At 49.5% G+C, this 21,703-nt stretch carries 17 protein-coding genes; 12 read left to right on the forward strand and 5 right to left on the reverse strand.

All coding sequences use genetic code 11. From position 1 onward, the window contains the following. Window positions 1-4: 4 nt before the first annotated feature. The gene (gene yjdI, locus BEA93_RS16700) at window positions 5-235 is read right to left on the reverse strand and encodes a 4Fe-4S mono-cluster protein YjdI (RefSeq protein WP_000371696.1); all 231 of its coding nucleotides are present in this window, start codon (window positions 233-235) and stop codon (window positions 5-7) included. A gap of 178 nt (window positions 236-413) precedes the next feature. Here yjdI and BEA93_RS16705 point away from each other — a divergent pair, with 178 nt between their 5' ends. The 5 genes from BEA93_RS16705 (at window position 414) to BEA93_RS16730 (ending at window position 7,147) form a co-directional block, all read left to right on the forward strand. After that, window positions 414-2,045 carry a sensor histidine kinase gene (locus BEA93_RS16705; protein WP_001216442.1) on the forward strand — a complete coding sequence of 544 codons (1,632 nt, stop codon included), beginning with the start codon at window positions 414-416 and terminating at the stop codon, window positions 2,043-2,045. Then, window positions 2,042-2,761 (forward strand): two-component system response regulator DcuR, encoded by a 720-nt coding sequence (gene dcuR, locus BEA93_RS16710; RefSeq protein ID WP_000611294.1) that lies wholly within the window; start codon window positions 2,042-2,044, stop codon window positions 2,759-2,761. The genes BEA93_RS16705 and dcuR overlap by 4 nt, the downstream gene beginning before the upstream one ends. 569 nt (window positions 2,762-3,330) lie before the next feature. Continuing rightward, window positions 3,331-4,671: an anaerobic C4-dicarboxylate transporter DcuB gene (gene dcuB, locus BEA93_RS16720; RefSeq protein WP_000899515.1), complete on the forward strand. Its 1,341-nt coding sequence runs from the start codon at window positions 3,331-3,333 to the stop codon at window positions 4,669-4,671. Window positions 4,672-4,748: 77 nt separating this feature from the next. Further along, on the forward strand, window positions 4,749-6,395 hold the full coding sequence (fumB, locus tag BEA93_RS16725; RefSeq protein ID WP_105224775.1) for a class I fumarate hydratase: 1,647 nt from the start codon (window positions 4,749-4,751) through the stop codon (window positions 6,393-6,395). Window positions 6,396-6,517: 122 nt separating this feature from the next. Next, window positions 6,518-7,147, forward strand: a complete 630-nt coding sequence (locus tag BEA93_RS16730; protein ID WP_001517602.1) for a DUF2238 domain-containing protein — start codon at window positions 6,518-6,520, stop codon at window positions 7,145-7,147. A gap of 154 nt (window positions 7,148-7,301) precedes the next feature. On the opposite strand, the gene melB is transcribed toward BEA93_RS16730, so the two are convergent. Together melB and melA are read right to left on the reverse strand one after the other, a co-directional pair. Then, entirely contained in the window at window positions 7,302-8,723 is a 1,422-nt protein-coding gene (gene melB / locus BEA93_RS16735) for a melibiose:sodium transporter MelB (RefSeq protein WP_000028086.1), read from the reverse strand. 92 nt (window positions 8,724-8,815) lie between these two features. Beyond that, window positions 8,816-10,171 carry an alpha-galactosidase gene (melA, locus tag BEA93_RS16740; RefSeq protein WP_000986613.1) on the reverse strand — a complete coding sequence of 452 codons (1,356 nt, stop codon included), beginning with the start codon at window positions 10,169-10,171 and terminating at the stop codon, window positions 8,816-8,818. Between the two features lie 270 nt (window positions 10,172-10,441). Between melA and melR the strand changes: the two genes are divergently transcribed. The 7 genes from melR to pmrB all read left to right on the forward strand — a co-directional run bounded on the left by melR (window position 10,442) and on the right by pmrB (window position 19,898). Beyond that, a complete protein-coding gene (gene melR, locus BEA93_RS16745; protein WP_016249487.1) occupies window positions 10,442-11,350 on the forward strand; it encodes a transcriptional regulator MelR in 909 nt (302 codons plus the stop codon). 197 nt (window positions 11,351-11,547) lie between these two features. Beyond that, window positions 11,548-13,815 (forward strand): arginine decarboxylase, encoded by a 2,268-nt coding sequence (gene adiA / locus BEA93_RS16750; RefSeq protein WP_077633379.1) that lies wholly within the window; start codon window positions 11,548-11,550, stop codon window positions 13,813-13,815. A gap of 334 nt (window positions 13,816-14,149) precedes the next feature. Continuing rightward, window positions 14,150-14,911: an AraC family transcriptional regulator gene (locus tag BEA93_RS16755; RefSeq protein ID WP_001217088.1), complete on the forward strand. Its 762-nt coding sequence runs from the start codon at window positions 14,150-14,152 to the stop codon at window positions 14,909-14,911. A 136-nt stretch (window positions 14,912-15,047) separates the two neighbouring features. Next, on the forward strand, window positions 15,048-16,385 hold the full coding sequence (gene adiC, locus BEA93_RS16760) for an arginine/agmatine antiporter (RefSeq protein WP_105224776.1): 1,338 nt from the start codon (window positions 15,048-15,050) through the stop codon (window positions 16,383-16,385). Between the two features lie 103 nt (window positions 16,386-16,488). Further along, window positions 16,489-18,132: a phosphoethanolamine transferase EptA gene (gene eptA / locus BEA93_RS16765; protein WP_001517598.1), complete on the forward strand. Its 1,644-nt coding sequence runs from the start codon at window positions 16,489-16,491 to the stop codon at window positions 18,130-18,132. Further along, complete coding sequence (gene basR, locus BEA93_RS16770) at window positions 18,129-18,797, forward strand: two-component system response regulator BasR (protein WP_016249486.1); 669 nt, start codon at window positions 18,129-18,131, stop codon at window positions 18,795-18,797. Before eptA ends, basR begins: the two co-directional genes overlap by 4 nt. Next, complete coding sequence (gene pmrB / locus BEA93_RS16775; protein WP_001052120.1) at window positions 18,798-19,898, forward strand: two-component system sensor histidine kinase PmrB; 1,101 nt, start codon at window positions 18,798-18,800, stop codon at window positions 19,896-19,898. On the opposite strand, the gene pmrR is transcribed toward pmrB, so the two are convergent. Beyond that, window positions 19,874-19,963: an LpxT activity modulator PmrR gene (pmrR, locus tag BEA93_RS26225; protein WP_001517597.1), complete on the reverse strand. Its 90-nt coding sequence runs from the start codon at window positions 19,961-19,963 to the stop codon at window positions 19,874-19,876. The genes pmrB and pmrR overlap by 25 nt on opposite strands. Before the next feature lie 128 nt (window positions 19,964-20,091). Then, window positions 20,092-21,594 (reverse strand): glycine betaine/L-proline transporter ProP, encoded by a 1,503-nt coding sequence (gene proP, locus BEA93_RS16785; protein WP_001517596.1) that lies wholly within the window; start codon window positions 21,592-21,594, stop codon window positions 20,092-20,094. Window positions 21,595-21,703: the final 109 nt, after the last annotated feature.

Genomic DNA, 21,703 nt, shown 5'->3' on the forward strand with positions numbered 1-21,703 from the left:
TCGCTTATTTATGACGGTATTTCAGTGCGCCACTTGGGCACGTATCAATAACGTTCACTACGGTAGCGACGTCAACTTCATCCGGCATAATCCACGGCTTACGTTTGAGATTAAATAACTTGCCGTTGCCACGTACGCAGTTGCCGGAATGCTGACACATCGCGGTGTTGAACCAGACATCTATCTTTTCGCCGGTATAGCAGCGATAACCATCATCCAGTAGAGCTTGATCCATGACCTTCCCCCATCAAAAGTATGGTTTTCGCTATAAGCATAGCTCCCGAATCGCCAGACGACACTGGCAGTTTCAATGACCAGCTCCTCTGCTCCAAATAGCCAATCCCCCTTACTCCCTTTGAATTACCCGCATCATCAGGGATAATGCTTAGGAAATTTGTCATACAAGGAAGCTGATGAGACATTCACTGCCCTGCCGCATGTTACGCAAACGTCCGATGAAACTCAGTACCACGGTGATCTTAATGGTCAGCGCAGTGCTGTTCTCGGTGTTGCTGGTAGTGCATCTGATTTACTTCTCGCAGATCAGCGATATGACGCGTGACGGACTAGCCAACAAGGCGCTGGCTGTGGCGCGAACCCTTGCTGACTCGCCGGAAATCCGCCGGGGCTTACAAAAAACACCGCAGGAGAGCGGTATCCAGGCCATCGCTGAAGATGTACGCAAACGGAACGATCTGCTGTTTATTGTCATTACCGATATGCAAAGTCTTCGCTACTCACACCCTGAAGCCCCGCGAATTGGTCAGCCATTTAAAGGTGATGACATCCTTAAAGCTTTGAACGGCGAGGAAAATGTTGCTATTAATCACGGTTTTCTGGCGCAAGCCTTACGCGTATTTACCCCTGTCTACGACGAAAATCATAAACAGATCGGCGTGGTGGCGATTGGTCTGGAGTTAAGCCGTGTAACACAGCAGATCAATGACAGCCGCTGGAGCATTATCTGGTCAATTTTATTCGGTGTGCTGGTTGGCGGTCTGGGCACCTGGATACTGGTCAAAGTACTTAAGCGCATCCTGTTCGGCCTGGAACCCTACGAAATCTCTACTCTGTTTGAGCAACGCCAGGCAATGCTGCAATCGATCAAGGAAGGCGTCGTTGCCGTGGACGCTCGTGGCGAAGTCACACTAATTAATGATGCCGCGCAAGAACTGCTCAACTACCACAAATCGCAGGATGACGAAAAGTTATCGACACTTAGTCAGGCATGGTCGCAGGTAGTTGATGTCTCGGAAGTGTTACGCGACGGCACGCCGCGACGAGATGAAGAGGTGACCGTTAAAGACAGACTCTTACTGATCAACACCGTTCCGGTGCGCAGTAATGGCATTATCATCGGAGCCATCTCTACCTTCAGAGACAAAACAGAAGTTCGTAAGCTGATGCAACGGTTGGACGGTCTGGTCAACTATGCCGATGCCCTTCGTGAACGATCCCACGAATTTATGAACAAATTGCACGTGATTCTCGGATTATTGCATCTGAAGAGTTATAAGCAGTTGGAAGATTACATTCTCAAAACAGCCAACAACTATCAGGAAGAGATTGGCTCTCTGCTGGGTAAGATCAAATCTCCGGTTATCGCTGGTTTTTTAATCAGCAAGATTAACCGTGCGACCGATTTAGGCCATACGCTGATTTTAAACAGTGAAAGCCAGTTGCCAGACAGTGGTAGTGAAGATCAGGTCGCGACGCTAATTACCACGCTGGGAAACCTGATAGAAAACGCGCTGGAGGCATTAGGGCCGCAACCTGGTGGCGAAATCAGCGTCACGTTACACTACCGTCACGGCTTGCTGCACTGTGAAATTAACGATGATGGGCCGGGGATTCCCCCCGATAAAATCGATCACATTTTTGACAAAGGTGTCTCGACAAAAGGAAGCGAACGAGGCATCGGTCTGGCACTTGTCAAACAACAGGTTGAAAATCTCGGCGGCAGCATTGCCGTGGAATCAGAACCCGGAATTTTCACACAATTTTTTGTCCAATTACCCTGGGATGGGGAGAGGTCGAGCAAATGATTAATGTATTAATTATCGATGACGACGCAATGGTAGCGGAACTAAATCGCCGCTATGTCGCACAGATACCGGGCTTTCAGTGCTGCGGCACCGCCTCTACGCTTGAGAAAGCCAAAGAGATTATCTTCAACAGCGACACCTCCATCGACCTGATATTACTCGATATCTATATGCAAAAAGAGAATGGACTCGATTTACTGCCCGCCCTGCACAACGCTCACTGCAAAAGCGATGTGATTGTCATCTCTTCCGCTGCCGATGCCGCAACTATTAAAGATTCACTACATTACGGCGTCGTTGATTACCTGATTAAACCCTTCCAGGCATCACGTTTTGAAGAGGCACTCACCGGCTGGCGACAAAAAAAAATGGCGCTGGAGAAGCAGCAGTATTACGACCAGGCGGAACTGGACCAGCTAATTCATGGCAGTTCATCCAACGAACAGGATACGCGTCGTCTGCCGAAAGGCTTAACGCCACAGACTTTACGCACGCTGTGCCAGTGGATTGACGCTCATCAGGACTATGAGTTTTCAACCGACGAGTTGGCCAACGAGGTTAACATCTCACGCGTTTCGTGCCGTAAATATTTGATCTGGCTGGTGAATTGCCACATCTTAGTTACCAGCATCCATTATGGTGTCACTGGTCGTCCGGTTTATCGTTACCGTATTCAGGCAGAGCATTACTCATTACTGAAGCAATATTGTCAATAAAGCGTTATTCGTTATCTGGAAGTAACAATTATTGTAGTAACGCAAACCAGCACTGGCACAAGTTACATCCCCTATCAGTAAAACTTGTGCCAGATCAAATATAATTTCCCTTCTTCAGTCCAGCAAATTAATATCCTTTCGGATAAATAGAGTTTTTAATTTCAAAACGCTAACAAAAGTTAATTAACTATTATGTTACCTGCATTATGTGTATTTTTACCCACAAATAGGTAGATCAGAATAATCTATAAACTTAATGGCATCTTCCTGTAGAACAAAAACAGACCGATAAATATCAACAAGATAGCAAACAAACAAGTCATTAACATCTGCAAAACATAAACGATAAACCCATCGCCAGAGAGTATTTCTCTCTGAAAAAGTCACTTATCACAGTGCATAAATTTTCTGCTGTTTTAATCAGCCAATATTTACTGTGAAGTATTTACTCAAGCCAGTAACGACCAAACGGATATTTAGTCAGGCTCTGAAAACAGTTCATCCAAAACAGAACGTGACTGTGATCTATTCGACAAGAATTTAAATGGGATTATCGCGAGGGTTCACACATGTTATTTACTATCCAACTTATCATAATACTGATATGTCTGTTTTATGGTGCCAGAAAGGGCGGTATCGCGCTGGGGTTATTAGGCGGTATCGGCCTGGTCATTCTGGTCTTCGTCTTCCACCTTCAGCCGGGTAAACCCCCCGTTGATGTAATGCTGGTCATCATCGCGGTGGTGGCGGCATCTGCGACCTTGCAAGCCTCTGGCGGCCTTGACGTCATGCTGCAAATTGCCGAAAAACTGCTGCGCCGCAACCCGAAATATGTCTCCATTGTCGCGCCGTTTGTCACCTGTATACTGACCATTCTTTGCGGTACTGGCCACGTGGTCTACACCATTCTACCGATCATCTATGACGTCGCCATTAAGAACAACATTCGCCCGGAACGCCCGATGGCGGCGAGTTCTATCGGCGCGCAAATGGGAATTATCGCCAGTCCGGTGTCCGTTGCGGTAGTATCACTCGTCGCAATGCTGGGTAACGTCACCTTTGACGGTCGTCATCTTGAATTCCTTGACCTGCTCGCTATCACCATCCCATCTACCTTGTTAGGAATCCTGGCGATCGGTATCTTCAGTTGGTTCCGCGGTAAAGATCTGGATAAAGACGAAGAATTCCAGAAATTCATCTCTGTACCGGAAAACCGTGAGTATGTTTACGGTGATACCGCTACGCTGCTGGATAAAAAACTGCCGAAAAGCAACTGGCTGGCAATGTGGATCTTCCTCGGGGCAATCGCCGTGGTCGCGCTTCTCGGTGCTGATTCAGACCTGCGCCCATCTTTTGGTGGCAAACCGCTATCAATGGTACTGGTTATTCAGATGTTTATGCTGCTGACCGGGGCGCTGATTATTATCCTGACCAAAACCAATCCCGCGTCTATCTCAAAAAACGAAGTCTTCCGTTCCGGTATGATCGCCATCGTGGCGGTGTACGGTATCGCGTGGATGGCGGAAACCATGTTCGGTGCGCATATGTCTGAAATTCAGGGCGTACTGGGCGAAATGGTGAAAGAGTATCCGTGGGCTTATGCCATTGTTCTGTTGCTGGTCTCCAAGTTTGTGAACTCCCAGGCCGCAGCGCTGGCAGCCATTGTTCCGGTTGCACTGGCGATCGGCGTTGACCCGGCATACATCGTGGCTTCAGCACCGGCTTGCTACGGTTATTACATCCTGCCGACCTATCCTAGCGACCTGGCAGCGATTCAGTTTGACCGTTCCGGAACCACCCACATCGGTCGCTTCGTCATCAACCACAGCTTCATTCTGCCAGGGTTGATTGGCGTGAGCGTATCCTGCGTCTTTGGCTGGATCTTCGCCGCGATGTACGGGTTCTTGTAATTGCACTATGCGTGCTGCCCGTCGCTGTGCGGCACGCCATTTTCGTATAACAAATACAGAGTTACAGGCTGGAAGCTATGTCAAACAAACCATTTATCTACCAGGCACCTTTCCCGATGGGGAAAGACAATACCGAATATTATCTGCTCACCTCCGATTACGTCAGCGTTGCCGAATTTGACGGTGAAACCATTCTGAAAGTGGAACCAGAAGCCCTGACCCTGCTGGCGCAGCAAGCCTTCCACGACGCATCTTTCATGCTCCGTCCGGTCCACCAGAAACAGGTTGCGTCTATTCTTAACGACCCAGAAGCCAGCGAAAACGATAAGTATGTGGCGCTGCAATTCTTGAGAAACTCTGAAATCGCTGCCAAAGGCGTGCTGCCGACCTGCCAGGATACCGGCACCGCGATCATTGTCGGTAAAAAAGGTCAGCGCGTATGGACCGGCGGCGGTGATGAAGAAGCCCTGTCAAAAGGTGTCTATAACACCTATATCGAAGATAACCTGCGCTATTCACAGAACGCGCCGCTGGATATGTACAAAGAGGTTAACACCGGCACTAACCTGCCTGCGCAAATCGACCTGTACGCGGTAGATGGCGACGAGTACAAATTCCTCTGCGTTGCCAAAGGTGGCGGCTCTGCCAACAAAACGTATCTCTACCAGGAAACGAAAGCCCTGCTAACCCCCGGCAAACTGAAAAACTTCCTCGTTGAGAAAATGCGCACCCTCGGCACCGCAGCCTGCCCGCCGTACCATATCGCATTTGTGATTGGTGGAACTTCCGCTGAAACCAACCTGAAAACCGTTAAGTTAGCAAGTGCTCACTATTACGATGAACTGCCGACGGAAGGGAACGAACACGGTCAGGCATTCCGCGATGTCCAGCTTGAACAGGAACTACTGGAAGAGGCCCAGAAGCTCGGCCTCGGCGCGCAGTTTGGCGGTAAATACTTCGCCCACGACATCCGCGTGATCCGTCTGCCGCGTCACGGCGCATCCTGCCCGGTAGGTATGGGCGTCTCCTGCTCCGCTGACCGTAACATCAAAGCAAAAATCAACCGCGAAGGTATCTGGATAGAAAAACTGGAGCACAACCCAGGCCAGTACATTCCGGAAGAGCTACGTCAGGCAGGTGAAGGCGAAGCGGTGAAAGTCGACCTTAACCGTCCGATGAAAGAGATCCTCGCCCAGCTTTCGCAGTATCCGGTTTCCACCCGTTTGTCGCTCACCGGCACGATTATCGTTGGTCGCGATATTGCGCACGCTAAGCTGAAAGAACTGATCGACGCCGGTAAAGAACTGCCGCAGTACATCAAAGATCACCCGATCTACTACGCAGGTCCGGCCAAAACGCCTGCTGGTTATCCTTCCGGTTCACTTGGCCCAACTACCGCAGGACGTATGGACTCCTATGTGGATCTGCTGCAATCCCACGGCGGCAGCATGATCATGCTGGCGAAAGGTAACCGCAGTCAGCAGGTCACCGACGCTTGTCATAAACACGGCGGCTTCTACCTCGGCAGCATTGGCGGCCCGGCGGCAGTGCTGGCACAGCAGAGCATTAAGCATCTGGAATGTGTTGCCTATCCGGAGCTGGGTATGGAAGCTATCTGGAAAATCGAAGTGGAAGATTTCCCGGCGTTTATCCTGGTCGATGACAAGGGCAACGACTTCTTCCAGCAGATCGTCAATCAACAGTGCGCGAACTGCACTAAGTAACCTCTTCGGCCCGGCGCCTGGCGGTATACTGCCAGGTGATCCCCCCGGGCCACCTCTTTTGCGATTGTAATTTCACGCTTACTGGTGAATAGTCAGTATTTTCCCTGACTTGCGAACTCACCATGCTCCGCACACTCAAGCCGTTAATTCTTAACACTGGCGCGTTGGCGCTAACATTCATCCTGATTTACACCGGCATTTCGGCTCATGACAAACTGACCTGGTTGATGGAAGTGACGCCAGTGATTATTGTCGTACCGTTGCTGCTTGCCACCGCCAGACGTTATCCATTAACGCCCTTGCTCTATACGCTGATTTTCTTTCACGCCATCATCCTGATGGTTGGCGGTCAGTATACCTACGCAAAAGTTCCCATCGGTTTTGAAGTGCAGGAATGGCTGGGGCTGAGTCGTAATCCGTATGACAAGCTGGGGCACTTTTTTCAGGGGCTGGTGCCTGCACTGGTGGCGCGAGAGATCCTTGTGCGTGGGATGTACGTGCGCGGACGTAAAATGGTAGCGTTTCTGGTCTGCTGCGTGGCGCTGGCGATAAGCGCAATGTATGAATTGGTTGAGTGGTGGGCAGCGTTGGCGATGGGCCAGGGCGCGGATGATTTTCTCGGCACCCAGGGCGACCAGTGGGATACGCAATCCGATATGTTCTGTGCGCTGCTGGGCGCATTAACCGCGGTGATATTCCTCGCTCGCTTTCACTGCCACCAGTTACGGCGCTATGGCTTGATAACCGGATGACAACCTGCGTTTTGTTTATGCCGGATGCGGCGTAAACGCCTTATTCTGCCTACAAAATGTGCAAATTCAATCAATTGAATTTCTTATTGTAGGCCTGATAAGACGCGCCAGCGTCGCATCAGGCAATGTTTTCATTCGCTATTGCCAACGTCCGTCAGGCTTTCACATCGCTCACTGCACCGACCGGAATATCAGCATGAACAGGTACGGGGGGCACTTTACGATATTTATCCAGCAGATGGATCTGGATCCTGCGCAGCGTGTCGCCATTGAGGCGATAGAAACGGAAGTAGAGAATCAGCGTGACCATGAAGAACAGAGCAGGTAGAGCAATCATAATAAACTGCATACCTAATATGGCTTGCGTAGACTGTTCAACATTCGGGACATAGCCAATCATCCCCAACACAACTGCAATGAAAAAAGCCGCGAATGCCGAACCGCCCTTCACCACCATCGTCTGCACGGAATAAGCAATGCTCTCACAGCGGATGTGCAATTTATATTCACCGTAGTCAACGGTATCTGCCACCATGATGACCTGTAATACCCAGAACAGCGCCGTCCCCACATTCAGCAAAATACCGGCTATCACAATAAGAGCGACGTTGTGATAGCCCACTAATGCCATCAACAGAAGAACACCACAGCTTAATACCGGAAGAATAGAGGCTCCGGCCCATAAAATACGTCGGGATAATGATTTAACTAAACGCGGGAAGAACACTAACGTCACCAGGTTAGCTGCTCCCGCATACGACAGGTAATAGGGAAACAGATCCGCATCACCGATAACATACGAGAAATAATAGATAGCAAAGCCGGTGATAATGTTGCTGGCAATATTATAAGCAAGAGCCATTCCCAACAGGCAGGAAAGCTGATCGTTTTTATAAATAAGCGCAATGATGGCTTTTAGTGTCAGGTGTTTTTCTCCGACAGACGATTGATTATCTGACGAAAAGACTTCATGCACATTACGCAGAGTGATGATGGTCGACACAATAAAAAACGCAATCAGCACCAGTGTGAACATCTGAAAGCCAAATCCCCGATCGCCGCCGCCGACATAATTAACAAATGGCAGCGTCACGCCTGCCGTAACAAAACCCGCCAGACTGGCAAAAAAGCGCGGATAAGGAACCAGTTGTTCTCGCTCACGTTTGTCGAGGGTTATGGTTGGAACCAGTGACCAGAAGGGAATATCCATTATGGTGTAAGTCATGCCCCAAAGAATGTAGGTCACGCAAACAAAGACAATCTGAGTAGTACCTTCAAACAGATGCGCGCTAAAGAGAAGAAATAAGATTACAGAGTTAGCCAACGTACCGATCAGGATCCAGGGCTTAAACTTACCCCATCGCGATCGCGTAGCATTTACAATCCACCCCATAATCGGATCGTTAATAGCATCCCAGATCCTCGCCACCAGAAACAAAGTACCAATCAAACCAACCGACAGCCCGACAACATCGGTGTAGTAATACATCAGGTACATATACACAATGCCGATCGCAAAATCCTTCCCGAACGCTCCAAATCCATAACTGAGTTTTGTCGTCATTGAAATGCTCATAGGGTATCGGGTCGCTGTTACCAACGCCCGCCTTCTGTTATTGGTATCGTCAGAGGTGTGCGCCGGAAGACATACCCCGGCGCAGTAGCGTATTAGCGGTGCAACCAGCCGGGTAGCCAGTTGCCGTGGGCGGTAATCAGGTCGTCAACAAGAGCATAAATTTCGTCAATGCTCAGCACAGCGGCGGTGTGCGGATCCATCATCGCGGCGTGGTAAACACGGTCACGATTTTCCGTGAGAATCGCTTCCGTCAGCAGCGTTTGTACGTTGATATTGGTTTGCATCAGTGCTGCCAGATGCGAAGGTAGCGTACCGACTTTAGTCGGCTGAATGCCATTAGCATCAACCAGACAGGCGACTTCCACGCAACATCCTTGCGGCAGGTTATCAATCAGGCCATCGTTACGAACGTTGCCATAAATCACACTCGGTTCACCGGTCCAGATAGCGTTCATGATTGTGCTGGCATATTCCCGCGACGGTTTAATATCAATCCGGGACGCATTCTTATACTCCTCCAGCTCTTTATGCCAGTTCGCCAGTTGCTCAACGCAGCGTTTCGGGTACTCATCCAGCGGCACTTTATAACGTTCAATCAAATCCTCACGGCCTGGCTTAATAAACCACGGCGTATATTCAGCAAAGTGTTCTGATGATTCCGTGACGAAGTAGCCCAGCTTTTTGAACATTTCATAGCGCACAATATTCTGGCAGCGGGGATTACCATGAATATTCGGCTTCGGTGCCTGGCCCGCATCATAGGCTGCCAGCAGTTCCGGATAGAGATTCACGTAACTGCCGTCTGCGGTTTTGCGCTCCAGCTCCAGGTAGAACGCCATATGGTTGATACCTGCACAACGATAACGCAGTGTAGCGGGATCGATATTGAGATCGCGCGCCAGTTCTTCCGCCGTTCCCTGCACCGAATGGCACAACCCTACCTGTTTGATATGCGGATAGCGGGCATACATTGCCCAGGTATTCATCGCCATCGGGTTAACGTAGTTCAGCATGGTGGCGTCGGGGCACACTTCCGTCATGTCCTCACAAATCTGCCACAGATGCGGAATGGTACGCAGCGCGCGCATAATGCCGCCCGGCCCCAACGTGTCGGCAATAGTTTGTTCCAGACCGTGACGCTTACAAACCTCAAAATCGGTGACCGTACAGGGTTCATAACCGCCAATCTGAAATGCCACCACCACGAAATCAGCATCCTGTAAGGCTTCTTTCTGTTGGGTATGACAGGTAATTTTGCCGCTGGCTCCTGCTGAATCCATCAGCTTACGCACCACAATGTGCGACTCTTCCAGGCGGGTGGGATCGATATCCATCAGGGCAATATGCGCCGTTTTCAGCGCCTCGCGATGAAACACATCACCAAGAATATTTTTAACGAAAATCGTCGAACCAGCGCCGATAAAAGTAATTTTGGGTGCAGACATCATTCAGGTCTCCTGGCTTGCTTGAATGATTTCATCATGGCAGGCGATTTCGCAGAAAACCTCCTGCTTCCCCGTTGAGCATTCCCAAAAACTCAGATCCTGGGTTGCTTAGCAGTAAATCTGAGTTTTCGGGAATAAATTGCCTAAAAAACAGAGTAATTAGCCCTTATAAAACCCTGTCCATTCCTCTCTCTTTACGTTTTGTGCCGTCATTCGCAGTCACCCCTGCCAACTTCTGCCATGATTCTGATAATCCAGGAAAGAGGGCTATCGATGAATACAGACACATTTATGTGCAGCAGTGATGAAAAGCAGACCCGCAGCCCGCTGTCGCTATACTCGGAATATCAGCGGATGGAAATTGAATTTCGCGCGCCGCATGTCATGACCTCCAGCCACTGGCATGGTCAGGTTGAGGTAAATGTGCCTTTCGATGGCGATGTGGAATACCTGATCAACAATGAACACGTAAGTATCAATCAAGGCCATATCACGCTGTTCTGGGCCTGTACGCCGCACCAGCTAACCGATACCGGAACCTGTAAGAGCATGGCAATTTTTAATCTGCCAATGCATTTGTTTCTCTCCTGGCCACTGGATAAAGACCTTATAAACCATGTGACTCACGGCATGGTGATTAAATCACTGGTGGCACAGCAACTTAGTCCGTTTGAAGTACGCCGCTGGCAGCAGGAGTTGAACAACCCAAACGAGCAAATCCGCCAGCTCGCCATTGATGAAATTGGCCTGATGCTCAAGCGATTTAGCCTCTCCGGCTGGGAGCCTATTCTGGTCAATAAAACTTCGCGCACGCACAAAAATAGCGTCTCGCGCCATGCGCAGTTTTATGTCAGCCAGATGCTGGGCTTTATTGCGGATAACTATGATCAGGCGCTGACCATCAACGATGTGGCCGAGCACGTCAAACTTAATGCCAATTATGCAATGGGGATATTTCAGCGGGTCATGCAGTTGACGATGAAACAGTACATTACTGCGATGCGCATCAACCACGTTCGCGCATTACTGAGCGATACCGATAAAAGTATTCTCGATATTGCACTGACGGCAGGCTTTCGTTCGAGTAGTCGTTTTTACAGCACGTTCGGCAAATATGTCGGCATGTCGCCGCAACAATACCGAAAACTTAGCCAACAACGCCGCCAGATGCTTCCCGGCTAAAAACGATATCAGTATCAGCCAAAAAAATAATTTAGCTGTCGATAATAAACATTGAAAATTAATTAAAAAATTAATTTAAACTTTTGTTTATAATATAAAAATTTTAAAAACGCTTGTTTTTCAATCACTTTACAGCCTGAAATGCCCGGAAGATACTTGCCCGCAGCGAAGATTCCTTCACAACCGGGTAAGCAATGATGAAAGTATTAATTGTTGAAAGCGAGTTTCTACATCAGGACACCTGGGTCGGTAGCGCCGTTGAGCGTCTGGCAAATGCCTTGAGCCAACAAAATGTTACCGTGATTAAATCCACCTCCTTTGATGATGGCTTTGCCATTCTCTCTTCAAATGAAGCCATTGATTGTCTGATGTTCAGTTATCAAATGGAGCATCCGGACGAACACCAAAATGTCAGAGAATTGATCGGTAAGCTTCATGAGCGTCAGCAAAATGTGCCGGTATTCCTGTTAGGCGACCGGGAAAAATCAATCGCCGCGCTGGATCGCGATCTGCTGGAGCTTGTCGATGAATTCGCCTGGATTCTGGAAGATACCGCTGACTTTATCGCCGGACGCGCCATCGCAGCGATGTCCCGCTACCGCCAACAGCTATTGCCGCCACTGTTCAGCGCGCTGATGAAATATAGCGACATCCATGAGTACTCCTGGGCCGCGCCAGGTCACCAGGGCGGTGTTGGCTTCACTAAAACCCCCGCCGGACGTTTCTACCATGACTACTATGGTGAAAACCTGTTCCGCACCGACATGGGCATCGAACGAACTTCCCTCGGTTCTTTACTTGACCATACTGGCGCATTTGGCGAAAGCGAAAAATATGCCGCGCGCGTATTTGGTGCCGACCACTCCTGGTCAGTCGTCGTCGGCACTTCAGGGTCTAACCGCACCATCATGCAAGCCTGCATGACAGATAACGACGTGGTTGTTGTTGACCGTAACTGCCACAAATCCATCGAACAAGGTTTAATGCTGACTGGCGCGAAACCGGTATACATGGTGCCAAGCCGCAACCGCTACGGCATTATCGGGCCAATCTATCCGCAGGAAATGCAGCCTGAAACCTTGCAGAAGAAAATCAGCGAAAGCCCGCTGACCAAAGACAAAGTCGGGCAAAAACCCTCTTACTGCGTGGTAACCAACTGCACCTATGACGGCGTATGCTATAACGCCAAAGACGCGCAGGATCTGCTGGAAAAAACCGCCGATCGTCTGCACTTCGACGAAGCCTGGTACGGTTACGCACGTTTTAATCCGATCTATGCCGATCACTACGCGATGCGCGGTGAGCCGGGTGATCACAGCGGTCCTACCGTTTTCGCCACTCACTCCACTCATAAACTGCTGAATGCACTGTCGCAGGCGTCTTATATTCATGTACGTGAAGGCCGCGGCGCGATTAACTTCTCCCGCTTCAATCAGGCATACATGATGCATGCCACCACTTCCCCGCTATATGCCATCTGCGCGTCAAACGATGTGGCTGTATCAATGATGGACGGCAACAGCGGCCTGTCGCTGACTCAGGAAGTGATCGACGAAGCGGTCGATTTCCGCCAGGCAATGGCACGGTTGTATAAAGAGTTTGCTGACGAAGGTAGTTGGTTCTTTAAGCCGTGGAATAAAGAAGTGGTTACCGATCCGGAAACCGGCAAAACCTATGACTTTGCCGACGCACCGCACAAACTGCTGACCACCGTTCAGGACTGCTGGGTAATGCATCCGGGCGAAAGCTGGCACGGCTTCAAAGATATTCCGGATAACTGGAGTATGCTTGACCCGATTAAAGTCAGCATCCTCGCTCCGGGGATGGGTGAAGACGGTGAACTGGAAGAAACCGGTGTTCCGGCGGCACTGGTTACCGCATGGCTGGGTCGCCACGGCATTGTGCCCACCCGTACCACCGACTTCCAGATTATGTTCCTGTTCTCAATGGGCGTAACCCGTGGGAAATGGGGAACGCTGGCTAACACCCTCTGTTCCTTCAAACGCCACTACGACGCTAACACCCCGCTGGCTCAGGTAATGCCGGAACTTGTTGAACAATATCCTGACACTTATGCGAACATGGGTATTCACGATCTGGGCGACAAAATGTTTGCCTGGCTGAAAGAAAACAATCCTGGCGCACGATTGAACGAAGCCTATTCCGGCCTGCCGGTGGCAGAAATCACTCCGCGCGAAGCATACAACGCAATTGTCGATAACAACGTTGAACTGGTATCCATTGAAAACCTGCCGGGACGTATTGCGGCGAACTCAGTCATCCCATATCCGCCCGGGATCCCAATGCTGCTTTCCGGTGAAAACTTTGGCGATAAAAACAGCCCACAAGTAAGCTATTTACGCTCACTGCAATCCTGGGATCATCATTTCCCTGGTTTTGAACACGAAACGGAAGGCACCGAAATTATTGACGGTATTTACCACGTAATGTGTGTGAAAGCGTAACCACTATTCCGCTGAAGGCGTAATTGTTTAAATAACATTACGCCGCCTGGCCTGAGGCCTTTTGAGTATGGCAACGTTTTCATAAAAATTGCTGCAAACAAAAATGTCATACTTTTTGCGCGGTCCCACCCCGCGCTTTTTTTGTTTGTTATTTACACTTCTTCACTCTGTAAAAATTTTTGTACATGAGAAATTACTATAAAAATTTGTAATATTAGCAAAACACGTTATTTTTATGCATGTTTTGATTCGTCATACAATTATATAACCAGTCCCCGGTATCTCTCTATGTTGGCGAGATCCACTATTTTCTTTGCATTTCAGGAGTACATGTATGAGGATTTGCAGCAACCAACCTTGTATAGTTTTATTAACTGAAAAAGATGTCTGGCTAAGAGTGAATGGGAAAGAACCTATAAGTTTGAAAGCTAACCATATAACGTTATTAAGTTGTGAAAACAATATTATCGACGTCTCCTCTCTGAATAACACTTTGGTTGCGTATATTAGCCTCGACATCATCAAAGATTATCTCCGTTTTCTGAATAAAGATCTCTCGAAAATACCGGTCTGGCAGCGTAGCGCCACACCTTTTATTTCCCTGTCATGCCTGACACCAGAGGTGTTTCGCGTCGCAGCGCAACACAGCATAATGCCCGCTGAAACAGAGTCGGAAAAGGAACGAACACGTGCATTATTATTCACTGTACTATCTCGTTTTCTCGACAGTAAAAAATTCCTTTCACTGCTAATGCATATGTTACGTAATTGTGTTAGCGACAGCGTTTATCAAATCATTGAAAGCGATATCCATAAAGACTGGAATCTTAGTATGGTAGCCAGTTGTTTATGCCTTAGCCCAAGTTTGTTAAAGAAAAAGCTGAAAAGCGAAAACACCAGTTATAGCCAAATAATAACCACCTGCCGGATGCGTTATGCCGTAAATGAATTAATGATGGATGGTAAAAATATCTCACAGGTGTCACAGTCCTGTGGCTACAACAGTACGTCTTACTTTATTTCTGTATTTAAAGATTTCTATGGCATGACCCCACTCCATTATGTTAGCCAGCATAGAGAACGTTCTATCGCCTGATTTATAACCTTAACGAAGAGATATATTAATAACAGCATCAGCGATAAGCCAGCCGACGATAATTCAACGCGCGAATGCAGGCGTATGATATGACGTAATTTATTGTCACGAAGCTCGCCTTCGCAGGAGTTTTATTATGTCTTCGGATGCTGATGCTCACAAAGTGGGCTTAATCCCCGTCACCCTAATGGTGTCGGGGAATATTATGGGGTCAGGTGTTTTTCTGTTACCTGCAAATCTGGCCTCGACGGGGGGGATTGCTATATATGGTTGGCTGGTGACAATTATCGGTGCTTTGGCTTTATCGATGGTTTACGCCAAAATGTCGTTCCTCGATCCCAGCCCTGGCGGTTCATATGCCTACGCGCGCCGCTGTTTTGGTCCTTTCCTCGGGTATCAAACTAACGTTCTCTACTGGCTGGCCTGCTGGATCGGCAATATTGCTATGGTGGTCATTGGCGTCGGCTACCTGAGCTATTTCTTCCCGGTACTGAAAGATCCGTTGGTATTAACTATCACCTGTGTTGTGGTGCTGTGGATCTTCGTTCTGCTTAATATCGTCGGGCCGAAAATGATTACCCACGTGCAGGCCATCGCCACTGTACTGGCGCTGATCCCCATCGTCGGGATTGCCGTATTCGGCTGGTTCTGGTTCCACGGAGAAACCTATATGGCGGCCTGGAACGTTAGCGGTCTGGGCACTTTCGGCGCAATTCAAAGCACCTTAAACGTAACGCTGTGGTCATTTATCGGGGTAGAAAGTGCTTCTGTTGCAGCGGGTGTAGTGAAAAACCCGAAACGCAACGTCCCTATTGCCACCATTGGTGGGGTACTGATTGCTGCCGTCTGCTATGTGCTCTCGACCACGGCAATTATGGGGATGATCCCGAATGCCGCACTGCGCGTTTCCGCCTCGCCATTCGGTGATGCTGCACGGATGGCGCTGGGTGATACCGCAGGAGCCATTGTCTCCTTCTGTGCGGCGGCTGGTTGCCTGGGTTCGCTCGGCGGCTGGACGTTACTGGCTGGACAAACGGCGAAAGCCGCTGCCGATGACGGTTTGTTCCCACCGATTTTTGCCCGCGTCAACAAAGCAGGCACACCGGTAGCCGGGTTGATTATCGTTGGTATCCTGATGACTATCTTCCAGTTCAGCAGCATCTCACCAAACGCAACCAAAGAGTTCGGTCTGGTCTCTTCCGTATCGGTTATCTTTACCCTGGTGCCTTATCTTTATACCTGTGCAGCTTTACTACTTTTAGGCCACGGTCACTTTGGCAAAGCGCGTCCGGCGTATCTGGTCATCACAACTATCGCCTTCCTTTATTGCATCTGGGCGGTGGTTGGTTCTGGTGCACAAGAAGTCATGTGGTCATTTGTCACTCTGATGGTGATCACCGCTATGTACACGCTGAACTACAACCGGCTGCATAAAAACCCGTATCCTTTAGATCCACCCATTAGCAAAGATTAAGCCTCCTTAATCCAGCAAACATAAAAGCCAACCTTAAGAACTTAAGGTTGGCTTAACTTTGCTTTGCGAGCATATGCGCACTTTGTTCGATGGAAACACCGTGATGTTAAAGCGCCTTTTAAAAAGACCCTCTTTGAATTTACTCGCCTGGCTATTGCTGGCCTCTTTTTATATTGCTATCTGCCTGAACATTGCCTTTTTTAAACAGGTGTTACAGGCGTTACCGCTGGATTCGCTGCATAACGTGCTGGTTTTCTTGTCGATGCCAGTCGTCGCGTTCAGCGTGATTAATATTGTTCTGACACTAGGCTCTTTCTTATGGCTTAATCGACCACTAGCCTGTCTGTTTATTCTCGTTGGCGCATCTGCGCAATATTTCATCATGACTTATGGCATCGTCATCGACCGTTCGATGATTGCCAATATCATTGATACCACACCGGCGGAAAGTTATGCGTTGATGACGCCACGCATGTTACTAACGCTAGGGTTAAGCGGCGTACTTGCTGCGCTGATTGCCTGCTGGATAAAAATCAAACCTGCTGCCTCGCGCCTGCGCAGTGTTCTTTTCCGTGGAGCCAGTATCCTGATATCTGTACTGCTGATTGTGCTGGTTGCCGTGCTTTTTTATAAAGACTACGCCTCGCTGTTTCGCAACAACAAAGAGCTGGTGAAATCTTTAAGCCCCTCCAACAGCATTGTTGCCAGTTGGTCATGGTATTCCCACCAGCGACTGGCAAATCTGCCACTGGTACGCATTGGTGAGGACGCACACCGCAACCCGTTAATGCAAAAAGGAAACCGGAAAAACCTGACCATTTTGATCGTCGGGGAAACCTCGCGGGCGGAGAATTTCTCACTCAATGGCTACCCGCGTGAAACCAACCCGCGGCTGGCGAAAGATAACGTGATCTATTTTCCTAATACTGCGTCTTGCGGCACAGCAACGGCTGTCTCCGTACCGTGCATGTTCTCAGATATGCCGCGCGAGCATTACAAAGAAGAGCTGGCACAACACCAGGAAGGCGTGCTGGATATCATTCAGCGGGCAGGCATCAACGTACTATGGAATGACAACGATGGCGGCTGCAAAGGCGCATGTGACCGCGTGCCTCATCAGAACGTCACTGCCCTGAACTTACCCGGTCAGTGCATCAACGGCGAATGCTATGACGAAGTGCTGTTCCACGGGCTGGAGGAGTACATCAATAATCTGCAAGGCGATGGGGTGATTGTCTTACACACCATCGGCAGCCACGGCCCGACCTATTACAACCGCTATCCACCGCAGTTCAGGAAATTTACTCCCACCTGCGACACCAACGAGATCCAGACCTGTTCCAAAGAGCAACTGGTCAATACTTACGACAATACGTTGCTCTACGTCGACTATATTGTTGATAAAGCGATTAATCTGCTGAAAGAACATCAGGATAAATTTACCACCAGCCTGATTTATCTTTCTGACCACGGTGAATCGTTAGGTGAAAATGGCATCTATCTACACGGCTTGCCTTATAGCATCGCCCCGGATAGCCAAAAGCAGGTTCCGATGCTGCTGTGGTTGTCGGAGGATTATCAAAAACGGTATCAGGTTGATCAAAGCTGCCTGCAAAAACAAGCACAAACGCAGCACTATTCACAGGACAATTTATTCTCAACCCTGTTGGGATTAACCGGCGTCGAGACGAAGTATTATCAAGCCGCGGATGATATTCTGCAGGCATGCAGGAGAACGACTGAATGAAAATTCTAATTGTTGAAGACGATACACTGTTATTGCAGGGATTGATTCTGGCGGCACAAACTGAAGGCTACGCGTGTGATGGCGTCACGACCGCGCGGATGGCGGAACAAAGCCTGGAAGCCGGTCATTACAGCCTGGTGGTGCTGGATTTAGGTTTACCCGACGAAGATGGACTGCATTTTCTCGCTCGTATCCGGCAGAAAAAATACACCCTGCCGGTACTGATCCTCACCGCCCGCGACACGCTTACCGACAAAATCGCCGGGCTGGATGTCGGTGCCGACGACTATCTGGTGAAGCCTTTCGCGCTGGAAGAGTTGCACGCCCGCATCCGCGCCCTGCTGCGACGCCATAATAATCAGGGCGAAAGCGAGCTGAAGGTTGGCAACCTGATGCTGAATATGGGTCGCCGTCAGGTATGGATGGGCGGTGAAGAGCTGATCCTGACACCAAAAGAATATGCCCTGCTGTCGCGCCTGATGCTCAAGGCGGGTAGTCCGGTGCATCGGGAAATTCTCTACAACGACATTTACAACTGGGACAACGAACCCTCAACGAATACCCTGGAAGTGCATATCCATAACTTGCGCGACAAAGTGGGCAAAGCCCGTATCCGCACCGTGCGCGGCTTTGGCTATATGCTGGTCGCTAATGAGGAAAACTAATTGAACCTGATGCGTTTTCTGCGTCGACCAATATCGCTGCGTCAACGGCTGATATTAACCATTGGGGCAATTCTGCTGGTGTTTGAGCTGATCAGCGTTTTCTGGCTATGGCATGAAAGCACCGAGCAGATTCAGCTATTTGAGCAGGCGCTGCGCGACAATCGCAACAACGATCGCCACATCATGCGTGAAATCCGTGAGGCGGTCGCCAGTCTGATTGTTCCTGGCGTGTTTATGGTCAGTCTGACGCTGTTTATCTGCTATCAGGCGGTACTTCGCATCACCCGCCCACTGGCGGAACTGCAAAAAGAGCTGGAAGCGCGTACCGCCGACAACCTGACACCTATTGCTATTCACAGTGCCACCCTCGAAATCGAAGCGGTAGTTTCTGCATTGAACGATCTGGTCAGTCGCCTGACCAGCACGCTGGATAACGAACGGCTGTTTACCGCTGACGTCGCTCACGAACTACGAACGCCGCTGGCAGGGGTACGTTTGCATCTGGAGTTAATGGCGAAAACGCACAACATTGACGTAGCGCCGTTAGTCGCGCGGCTCGATCAGATGATGGCCAGCGTCTCCCAGTTGTTACAACTGGCGCGCGCCGGACAGTCATTCTCTTCGGGTAATTACCAGCATGTAAAGTTGCTGGATGATGTGATCCTGCCCTCCTATGACGAACTCAGCACCATGCTCGACCAGCGTCAGCAAACCTTGCTGTTGCCAGAAAGCGCCGCCGACATCACTGTCCAGGGCGACGCCACTCTACTACGCATGTTGTTGCGTAACCTGGTAGAAAACGCCCATCGCTATAGTCCCGAAGGCAGCAACATTATGATTAAACTGCAAGAAGATGGCGGTGCGGTAATGGCAGTTGAAGATGAAGGGCCTGGTATTGATGAGAGTAAATGCGGAGAGTTGAGCAAAGCGTTTGTACGGATGGACAGCCGTTATGGCGGAATTGGTCTGGGATTAAGTATTGTCAGCCGCATCACGCAGTTGCATCACGGGCAGTTTTTCCTGCAAAACCGGGAAGAGACTTCCGGCACGCGCGCCTGGATACGGCTGAAGAAAGATCAATACGTGGCAAACCAAATATAAAGAAAGCTGCTTACTACCAGCACGCTAAACACGGTAGTTAAACTTTCATAAATACGGTTTTTCATTGCACTCTCCTCCATTGAACTGGAGGAGAGTATGCACGCCAGAGATTAAGTGAACCTTAAGAGTCGGGTCAGACCGATTGGGGGCCTGATAAGACGCGACAGCGTCGCATCAGGTAATCTATTTCAGGTTACTCATCAATTCGCGGATGTTGCTGTACCAGGCGAGTGCGTTTCGCCTGCAAATCGGCAATCTCGTGGTCAATATCTTCGATTTTTTGCTCGATATTATCGTAATGCTCAACGAGAATTTCCTTCGCTTCCTGCAAATCTGACGCCGCCGGTGTCGCGCCTTTCAACGGACGATTCGCCGTCTCTTTCATGGTCACGCCGGTAATCAAACCAATCACCGCCACTACCATCAGGTAATACGCTGGCATCATCAGATCCTGCGAACTTTCTACCAACCATGCCGCCAGCGTTGGCGTCAGACCGGCAATCAGCACCGAAATATTAAATGCCGCCGCCAGCGCGCTGTAACGGATATGCGTCGGGAACATCGCTGGCAGCGTTGAGGCCATAACGCCCGTAAAACAGTTGAGGATCACTGCCAGCATCAACAGTCCGGCAAAAATCAGACCGATGATATTACTGTTAATCAGAATAAACGCCGGGATCGCCAGTGCAAACAGCGCAACACTACCGAGGATCACAAACGGGCGACGGCCAAAACGGTCACTCAGCAGGCCCATTACCGGCTGCACAAACAACATCCCGATCATAATGGCGATAATAATCAGCACCCCGTGATCTTCGGAGTAATGCAGGTTATGCGACAAATAACTTGGCATATAGGTCAGCAGCATGTAGTAAGTCACGTTAGTGGCTATCACCAGACCAATACACGTCAACAGGCTGCGCCAGTGCTTCGTGGCAATCTCTTTAAACGAGATTTTCGGGCCATCCTGCAAACCTTCGCGGTCGCCCTGTTCCAGTTTCTCAACATGTTGCTGGAACGCTGGTGTCTCTTCTAAAGCATGACGTAGATAAAGTCCGATAATCCCTAACGGCAGAGCGATAAAGAACGGAATACGCCAGCCCCAGTCGAGGAAGTTCTCTTCACCGACGATGGTAGAAATTAACACCACCACACCCGCGCCCAGAACAAACCCGGCAATAGAACCGAAATCCAGCCAGCTACCCATAAAGCCACGTTTGCGGTCAGGAGAGTATTCCGCAACAAATATCGATGCTCCGGTATATTCGCCGCCGACCGAGAAACCTTGCGCCATCTTACAAATCAACAGCAGAACCGGTGCCCAAATACCAATCGAGGCATAGGACGGTATCAATCCAATACAGAATGTACTGATCGACATAATCACAATGGTGATAGCGAGGATCTTCTGGCGACCATATTTATCGCCCAACATACCAAAGAAGAGCCCGCCAAGCGGTCGAATCAGAAAGGGAACGGAGAAGGTGGCAAGTGCAGCAACCATCTGCACGCTGGGATCAGCCCCAGGGAAAAAGACTTTACCTAATGCGTAAGCAACAAAACCATAAACACCAAAATCAAACCATTCCATTGCATTACCCAGCGATGCTGCAGTAATGGCTTTTCGCAGTTTACCGTCATCAATAATAGTGACATCACGAAGGGTTATCGGTTTTACTTTTTTCCTTTTCAGCATAGCTTTCCTCGCAGAGTAAGCCCATTTCCGCACACGTCAGGCAAATCGACGTGGCGCCCGCAAAAGGGGAGCGGGAATTGCAGGGTGCAATCTCTGTAACAAGCGTAGC

The sequence above is a fragment of the Escherichia sp. MOD1-EC5950 genome (assembly GCF_002965345.1).
GTDB classification, from domain to species: domain Bacteria; phylum Pseudomonadota; class Gammaproteobacteria; order Enterobacterales; family Enterobacteriaceae; genus Escherichia; species Escherichia marmotae.